The following is a 6,828-nucleotide window of genomic DNA, read 5'->3' as shown; positions in this document are numbered from 1 at the left end:
ACTTCGTTCATGATGCCCTACGAAAACACAACATCATCAACCGGCACATTACACTCCGCTCATGATGCCCTACGAAAACACAATACAAACCAACTATACACACAACATCCCGTAGGTCAGATGAGACGAGGCACGAGGCGTAATCTGACATTCATAACCAACACCGTCAAACGGCACATAACGCTCCGCTAATGATGCCCTACAAAACACAATACAAACCATCATCGCCCAATTTACCGCATCAACCAAAACCTAAAACGGATTTCGTTTCTATCTATATAACCAAAAAAGCTTAAAAAATGTCCGCTTTACAAACTCTTTTCGAACACATTCTTTGCATGATTTCATGTCTTGTATTATCATTGTTCACCAATTGAACGCAGCATATATTTGTCCTTTCCTCTTATAACTTCCAAGGGGAAGCTAGGATGGGGTTAATAGTTCTTTAGTAATTAAAATGGATAACATAAAACGAGGTAAATGCATGGAAAGCACACTCGCACCTTCACATACCACACCTTTCCGCGCTTATTATTTTTCGTATTTATGCATCACTCTTAGTTTTATATCTAAGGTGCTTAAATGTTAACCGACGAATACCGCTACAAAATTTTAAAAGAACTACAGCAAGATCCTGATATTAGTCAACGCGAACTGGCCAAGCGCCTAGATATTAGCCTAGGAAAAGCCAACTTTTGCCTAAAAGCACTAATAGAAAAAGGCCTAATAAAAGCGGAAAATTTTAAAAATAGCACCAACAAAATGGGCTACCTATACCTACTTACCCCAAAAGGCATAGAAGAAAAGGTTTCTCTTACGCAGCGCTTTCTGCAACGAAAACTAAAAGAACACGAAGTCCTAGAAAAAGAAATAGAACAACTACGGCAAGAAGTGAAAACATAACGTGTCACTTGTAGATCGGCCCGTAGGTCAGACGAGCCGAGAAACGCATTATGTAGGTCGGCCTGTAGGTCAGATTGGCCGAGGCACGAAGCGTGATCTGACGATTGGCTGTTACCGATGAAATTGAAATGCCGCCTCGTAGATCAGACGAGACGAGAAACGCGTTATGTAGGTCGGCCTGTAGGTCAGATTAGCTGAGGCACGAAGCGTGATCTGACGATTGGCTGTTACCGATGAAATCGAAATGCCGCCTCGTAGGTCAGATTAGCCGAGGCACGAAGCGTGATCTGACGATTGGCTGTTACCGATGAAATTGAAATGCCGCCTCGTAGGTCAGATTAGCTGAGGCACGAAGCGTGATCTGACGATTGGCTGTTACCGATGAAATCGAAATGCCGCCTCGTAGGTCAGATGAGCCGAGGTACGAGGCGTTATCTGACGATGTAAATTATTTGGCAATAAACAAGATTTCAAAAATTATGGATACGATAAAATGAAGTTTTTAGTCACCGGAGCCGCAGGCTTCATTGGTATGAATGTGTGCAAACGCTTGTTAGAAGCGGGTCACGACGTTGTTGGCCTTGACAGCTTGAACGCATACTATCTACCCGCACTGAAACAGCATCGTCTCGAGCAATTATTGCCGTATGAAAACTTTCGTTTTGTAAAACTGGATCTTGCTGACCGTGAAGGCATGTCTCGGCTGTTTGTAGAAGAACAATTCCAGCGAGTAATTCACCTCGCGGCACAGGCGGGCGTGCGCTACTCATTAGAAGCCCCCTTTGAATACGTAGATAGCAACCTAGTTGGCATGATGACTATTTTAGAAGGTTGCCGCCAGAATAAAGTGGCTCACCTTGTCTATGCCTCTTCCAGTTCCGTTTACGGCATGAACGCCAAAATCCCATTCAGTGAATCCGATACGGTTGATCATCCGGTTTCCTTATATGCCGCCACCAAAAAAGCCAACGAGTTGATGGCACATTCTTATTCCCATCTTTATAACATCCCAACGACAGGATTACGTTTTTTTACGGTATATGGTCCAGGCGGTCGTCCTGATATGGCGCCTTGGTTGTTTACGGAAGCCATTTTGAATGACAAGCCGATAAAGGTATTTAACCACGGCAAAATGATGCGTGACTTTACTTACATCGACGATATTGTGGAAGGGGTGATACGCATTCAAGATGTGCTGCCACAAGCACAACACAGCCAAGGTACGACAGCGCCTTACGCGATTTACAATATTGGCAATAATCAACCGATTCAACTGTCTGAATTCATCGAGGCGATTGAAACCGCCTGCGGCAAACCCGCTGAGAAAATCTACATGGACATGCAACCGGGTGATGTACCAAAAACTTACGCAGATACGGCGCAACTTGAAGCGATGGTTGGTTACAAACCAGCAACGTCTATTCAAGATGGCATGGTGAAATTTGTCGAATGGTACAAAGCCTTTCAAGAAGAACTGAATAGCTAAAATCATAGGCTGGATGAGGTGCGTAAAATGAGATTAACAAATAGTCAGGTGCAAACCATAAAGCAAGTGGTTGCCATGCTCGCTGGAGAAGGCGCACAAGTGACCTTGTTTGGCTCTCGTGTTGATGACGACAAAAAAGGCGGAGACATAGACTTACTGATTACTCTAAATCATGTGGTTGAACACCCAGCTGTATTGTCATCAAAGATAAGCGCACGACTCATTAGATTGTTCCAAGGTCGTAACGTAGATGTTTTATTGTCTGCACCTAACTTACAGCACTTACCGATACATCAAATAGCACAGAGCAAAGGTGTTTTATTATGAAACCCAAAAATAACGCCGTTGATAAGCTAGAAAGGGTAGTATTTTTACGGCGAGTGGTTGATAGAGAAATTCATCATTTAAACTATTCTGCCTCTAAAATATTTTATCAGCCGTTTACTCTTGAGTTAGCTAGGCAGTTGGACAGTAACGAAGAACTTGCTGAACAGCTGGAGGCATTTATAAGCCGATTTTGTCGATTGCAGGACACACTAGGCGATAAACTACTACCTGCATGGCTGGATATATTAGAAGAAAAGACCAACGTTGCTATTGAGAATTTAGATAAAGCGGAAAAAATTGGCGTATTGCCTTCAGTTGAGTTGTGGCTAGAACTACGACAACTGAGAAATCAAATGATTCATGAGTATATTGAAGACTTAAACCTACTGGTAGACGCATTGCAAACAGCTTACGACAGTTTAGATTTTTTAATTGGTGTTGCAGAAGCCATAAATACTGACCTTAACGGTAGAGGATTACATAAATGAAAATCGCCATTGCCGGAACCGGCTACGTTGGCCTATCGAATGCCATGTTGCTGGCGCAGCACAATGACGTTATTGCTGTCGATATCGTTCCTGAGAAGGTGGCGATGCTTAACGACAAGCAATCACCCATTGTTGACACTGAAATAGAAGACTTCTTGGCAAACAAAACACTGAATTTTACCGCGACGTTAGATAAGCACGCCGCTTATAAAGACGCGGAATTTGTGATTATTGCCACGCCAACAGACTACGACCCTAATACGAACTACTTCAATACCAAGTCGGTCGAAAGCGTCATCCAAGACGTATTGGCGATTAACCCCAAGGCGGCCATGGTGATTAAATCCACTGTGCCAGTGGGCTACACGAAAAGCGTGAATGAGAAATTCAATACATCGAATATCTTTTTCTCGCCTGAATTCTTACGGGAAGGCAAAGCCCTTCATGACAACTTGTATCCATCTCGAATCATTGTTGGTGAGCGCTCACCTAGAGCTGAAGTATTTGCTGGCTTGCTGAAACAGGGCGCTCTAAAAGACGATATCGAAATACTCTTTACCGACAGCACAGAAGCCGAAGCGGTTAAGTTATTTTCTAATACCTACTTAGCCCTTCGTGTTGCTTATTTTAATGAGCTGGATACCTACTGCGAATCTCATGGTTTAGACACCAAACAAATCATCGATGGTGTGTCGTTAGACCCACGCATTGGCAACCACTACAACAACCCAAGCTTTGGTTACGGTGGTTACTGCTTGCCTAAAGACACCAAACAGTTATTAGCCAACTACCAAGACGTGCCTAACAACCTGATTCGTGCGATTGTGGATTCTAATTCAACCCGTAAAGACTTTATTGCCGACTCTGTGCTTAAGCGTAACCCGAAAGTGGTGGGGATTTATCGACTGGTGATGAAAACCGGCAGCGACAATTTTCGAGCATCAGCTATTCAAGGTATCATGAAGCGGATAAAGGCCAAAGGCATTGAAGTGGTGATATACGAACCAGTGTTAGAGGAAACGGAATTCTTCCGCTCGAAAGTCATAAAAGATCTAGAAGAATTTAAAAACGTAGCGGATGTGATTATCGCCAATAGACAAGACACCGTTTTGAATGATGTGGTGGATAAAGTCTATACCCGTGATTTGTTTGGAAGTGATTAGATAATAGATAAGATCGTAGGTCAGATTAGCCGAGGCACGAGGCGTGATCTGACAAATTCTGAATTGGAATGATTTTAGAAAATATGGAAGCGATTTAATGAAAATTTTAGTGACAGGCGGCGCGGGTTTTATTGGTTCGGCAGTGATCCGCCATATTATCCAAAACACCCAAGACAGTGTAGTGAATGTCGATAAGCTGACTTATGCGGGGAACCTTGAAAGCCTTGCGAATTTTGATCAGTCAGATCGTTACGCATTTGAGCAAATTGATATTTGCGATAGGGAAGAGCTAGATCGTGTTTTCCAAACACACCAACCAGATGCAGTGATGCATTTAGCAGCCGAAAGTCACGTTGATCGCTCTATTACTGGTCCTGCAGATTTCATTCAAACCAATATAGTGGGAACTTACACATTATTGGAAGCGGCTCGTGAGTATTGGAATTCTTTAGAGGAAAGTCGTAAAGCCACTTTTCGTTTTCATCATATTTCCACAGACGAAGTGTATGGCGACTTGCCTCACCCTGATGAAATGACTGGTACGCTACCATTATTTACTGAAACCACGTCTTATGCTCCTAGTAGTCCATATTCTGCCAGTAAGGCATCTAGTGATCATTTGGTTCGAGCTTGGTTAAGAACTTATGGTTTTCCAACGATAGTGACAAATTGTTCCAATAACTATGGGTCTTATCATTTTCCTGAAAAGCTTATTCCATTGGTTATTCTAAATGCACTAGAAGGTAAGCCTCTGCCTATATATGGCAAAGGTGATCAAATACGTGATTGGTTGTACGTAGAAGACCATGCTCGGGCCTTGTACAAAGTCGTAACGGAAGGAAAGGTGGGTGAAACCTACAACATAGGCGGCCACAACGAAAAGCAAAACATTGACGTGGTGAAAACCATTTGTGAAATCTTGGATGAGCTTCGACCTAAAGATACTCAATACGCAGAACAAATTATTTTTGTGACAGATCGCCCAGGTCATGATCGTCGCTATGCGATAGATGCATCTAAAATGAGTCGAGAGTTGAATTGGCAACTACAAGAAACCTTTGAAACAGGGCTTCGAAAAACAGTTGAATGGTATTTAGCTAATCAAGATTGGTGTCATAACGTGCAGGATGGCTCTTATCAGCGAGAGCGGTTGGGTACTTTAGAGCAGGAGTTGCAACAATGAAGGGTATCATTTTAGCGGGAGGCTCCGGTACGCGGCTTTATCCGATTACCATCGGGGTGTCTAAACAACTACTTCCTGTTTATGACAAACCAATGATTTACTACCCTCTTTCTGTGCTTATGTTGGCGGGTATTCGAGAAATACTCATTATCACAACGCCGGAGGATCAGAGTAGCTTTCAGCGACTTTTGGGCGATGGATCTAAGTTTGGAATCGAATTAAGTTATGTCATTCAGCCTAGTCCAGATGGACTTGCGCAAGCCTTTATTCTTGGTGAAGCGTTTATCGATGATGATGATGTATGTTTGGTTTTGGGTGATAATATTTTTTACGGTCAAGGATTTACTCCTAAGCTAAGGCAAGCCGTAGAAAACGCGAAAAATGGTCAAGGTGCGACTGTTTTTGGTTATCAGGTAAAAGATCCTGAGCGCTTTGGTGTAGTGGAATTTGATGCAAATAAAAAAGCCATTTCGATTGAAGAGAAACCAGCTAAACCAAAATCTCATTTTGCTGTGACTGGGTTGTATTTTTACGATAATTCAGTGGTTGAGTTGGCAAAACAGGTACAGCCTTCTGAGCGTGGAGAGTTAGAAATTACTTGCCTTAACGAAATGTACCTAAAGCAGAATAAGCTGAATGTCGAAATGCTAGGTCGTGGGTTTGCTTGGTTAGATACTGGCACTCATGAAAGTTTGTTAGAAGCGGCTCAGTTTGTCGAAACCATAGAAAAACGTCAAGGTTATAAAATCGCTTGTTTGGAAGAAATTGCTTTTTATCAGAGTTGGCTAACAAAAGAAGAACTTCAAATGTTGGCTAAACCGCTACAAAAAAACAGCTATGGTCAGTATTTATTAGATTTGATAGAAGGTGTTGTATGAGTTTGAGTGAGCATAAAATTCTCGGTGATCATCGTGGAAAATTGGTTGCAATTGAATCAAATAAAGATGTTCCTTTTGAAGTAAAACGTGTTTTTTATATTTATGGAACACAACCAGATGTACCAAGAGGAAATCACTCTCACTACAAAACTAAACAGTACTTAATGGCTGTAAGTGGGAGCTGCAAAGTGACATTAGATGATGGTACTGAAAAAGTAACATATCACCTCAATGCGCCTAACAAAGGGTTGCTACAAGATGCTCTTGTATGGGGAACCATGCATGACTTCTCCGATGATTGTGTATTGTTAGTATTTGCTGATAGCTACTATGATTCGGCTGATTATATTACTGACTATAAAGAATTTACAGAGAAAACTAAATCATGAGTTATATACAC

The 6,828-nt window shown here is 42.1% G+C and carries 9 protein-coding genes; 8 read left to right on the top strand and 1 reads right to left on the bottom strand.

All coding sequences use genetic code 11. The features are described 5' to 3' along the window. Positions 1–93 precede the first annotated feature (93 nt). Positions 94–225: a hypothetical protein gene (locus tag TY87_RS22960; RefSeq protein WP_269777529.1), complete on the bottom strand. Its 132-nt coding sequence runs from the start codon at positions 223–225 to the stop codon at positions 94–96. 357 nt (positions 226–582) lie between these two features. On the opposite strand from TY87_RS22960, the gene TY87_RS21620 reads away from it, so the two are divergent. The 8 genes from TY87_RS21620 to TY87_RS21585 all read left to right on the top strand — a co-directional run bounded on the left by TY87_RS21620 (position 583) and on the right by TY87_RS21585 (position 6,817). After that, complete coding sequence (locus TY87_RS21620; RefSeq protein ID WP_100188646.1) at positions 583–903, top strand: MarR family EPS-associated transcriptional regulator; 321 nt, start codon at positions 583–585, stop codon at positions 901–903. Positions 904–1,396: 493 nt separating this feature from the next. After that, the gene (locus tag TY87_RS21615) at positions 1,397–2,389 is read left to right on the top strand and encodes an NAD-dependent epimerase (protein ID WP_100188645.1); all 993 of its coding nucleotides are present in this window, start codon (positions 1,397–1,399) and stop codon (positions 2,387–2,389) included. 27 nt (positions 2,390–2,416) lie between these two features. Beyond that, positions 2,417–2,716: a nucleotidyltransferase domain-containing protein gene (locus TY87_RS21610; RefSeq protein ID WP_100188644.1), complete on the top strand. Its 300-nt coding sequence runs from the start codon at positions 2,417–2,419 to the stop codon at positions 2,714–2,716. Further along, the gene (locus TY87_RS21605) at positions 2,713–3,204 is read left to right on the top strand and encodes a hypothetical protein (protein WP_100188643.1); all 492 of its coding nucleotides are present in this window, start codon (positions 2,713–2,715) and stop codon (positions 3,202–3,204) included. Before TY87_RS21610 ends, TY87_RS21605 begins: the two co-directional genes overlap by 4 nt. Continuing rightward, positions 3,201–4,367: a nucleotide sugar dehydrogenase gene (locus TY87_RS21600; RefSeq protein ID WP_100188642.1), complete on the top strand. Its 1,167-nt coding sequence runs from the start codon at positions 3,201–3,203 to the stop codon at positions 4,365–4,367. Before TY87_RS21605 ends, TY87_RS21600 begins: the two co-directional genes overlap by 4 nt. Before the next feature lie 97 nt (positions 4,368–4,464). Then, entirely contained in the window at positions 4,465–5,550 is a 1,086-nt protein-coding gene (rfbB, locus tag TY87_RS21595; protein ID WP_100188641.1) for a dTDP-glucose 4,6-dehydratase, read from the top strand. Then, entirely contained in the window at positions 5,547–6,428 is an 882-nt protein-coding gene (gene rfbA, locus TY87_RS21590) for a glucose-1-phosphate thymidylyltransferase RfbA (protein WP_100188640.1), read from the top strand. Before rfbB ends, rfbA begins: the two co-directional genes overlap by 4 nt. Next, the gene (locus TY87_RS21585; protein WP_100188639.1) at positions 6,425–6,817 is read left to right on the top strand and encodes a sugar 3,4-ketoisomerase; all 393 of its coding nucleotides are present in this window, start codon (positions 6,425–6,427) and stop codon (positions 6,815–6,817) included. The genes rfbA and TY87_RS21585 overlap by 4 nt, the downstream gene beginning before the upstream one ends. Positions 6,818–6,828: the final 11 nt, after the last annotated feature.

The organism is Marinomonas sp. BSi20584 (genome assembly GCF_002792415.1).
Classification (GTDB): Bacteria; Pseudomonadota; Gammaproteobacteria; order Pseudomonadales; family Marinomonadaceae; genus Marinomonas; species Marinomonas polaris.
Note: the sequence above shows the minus strand (reverse complement) of the source record. Positions and strands in the feature narration are given on the sequence as shown.

Excerpts from the sequence above, each read along its gene's own strand:
- TY87_RS22960 (WP_269777529.1), bottom strand. The coding sequence starts at position 225 with ATGATGGTTTGTATTGTGTTTTGTAGGGCATCATTAGCGGAGCGTTAT.
- TY87_RS21620 (WP_100188646.1), top strand. The coding sequence starts at position 583 with ATGTTAACCGACGAATACCGCTACAAAATTTTAAAAGAACTACAGCAA.
- TY87_RS21615 (WP_100188645.1), top strand. The coding sequence starts at position 1,397 with ATGAAGTTTTTAGTCACCGGAGCCGCAGGCTTCATTGGTATGAATGTG.
- TY87_RS21610 (WP_100188644.1), top strand. The coding sequence starts at position 2,417 with ATGAGATTAACAAATAGTCAGGTGCAAACCATAAAGCAAGTGGTTGCC.
- TY87_RS21605 (WP_100188643.1), top strand. The coding sequence starts at position 2,713 with ATGAAACCCAAAAATAACGCCGTTGATAAGCTAGAAAGGGTAGTATTT.
- TY87_RS21600 (WP_100188642.1), top strand. The coding sequence starts at position 3,201 with ATGAAAATCGCCATTGCCGGAACCGGCTACGTTGGCCTATCGAATGCC.
- rfbB (WP_100188641.1), top strand. The coding sequence starts at position 4,465 with ATGAAAATTTTAGTGACAGGCGGCGCGGGTTTTATTGGTTCGGCAGTG.
- rfbA (WP_100188640.1), top strand. The coding sequence starts at position 5,547 with ATGAAGGGTATCATTTTAGCGGGAGGCTCCGGTACGCGGCTTTATCCG.
- TY87_RS21585 (WP_100188639.1), top strand. The coding sequence starts at position 6,425 with ATGAGTTTGAGTGAGCATAAAATTCTCGGTGATCATCGTGGAAAATTG.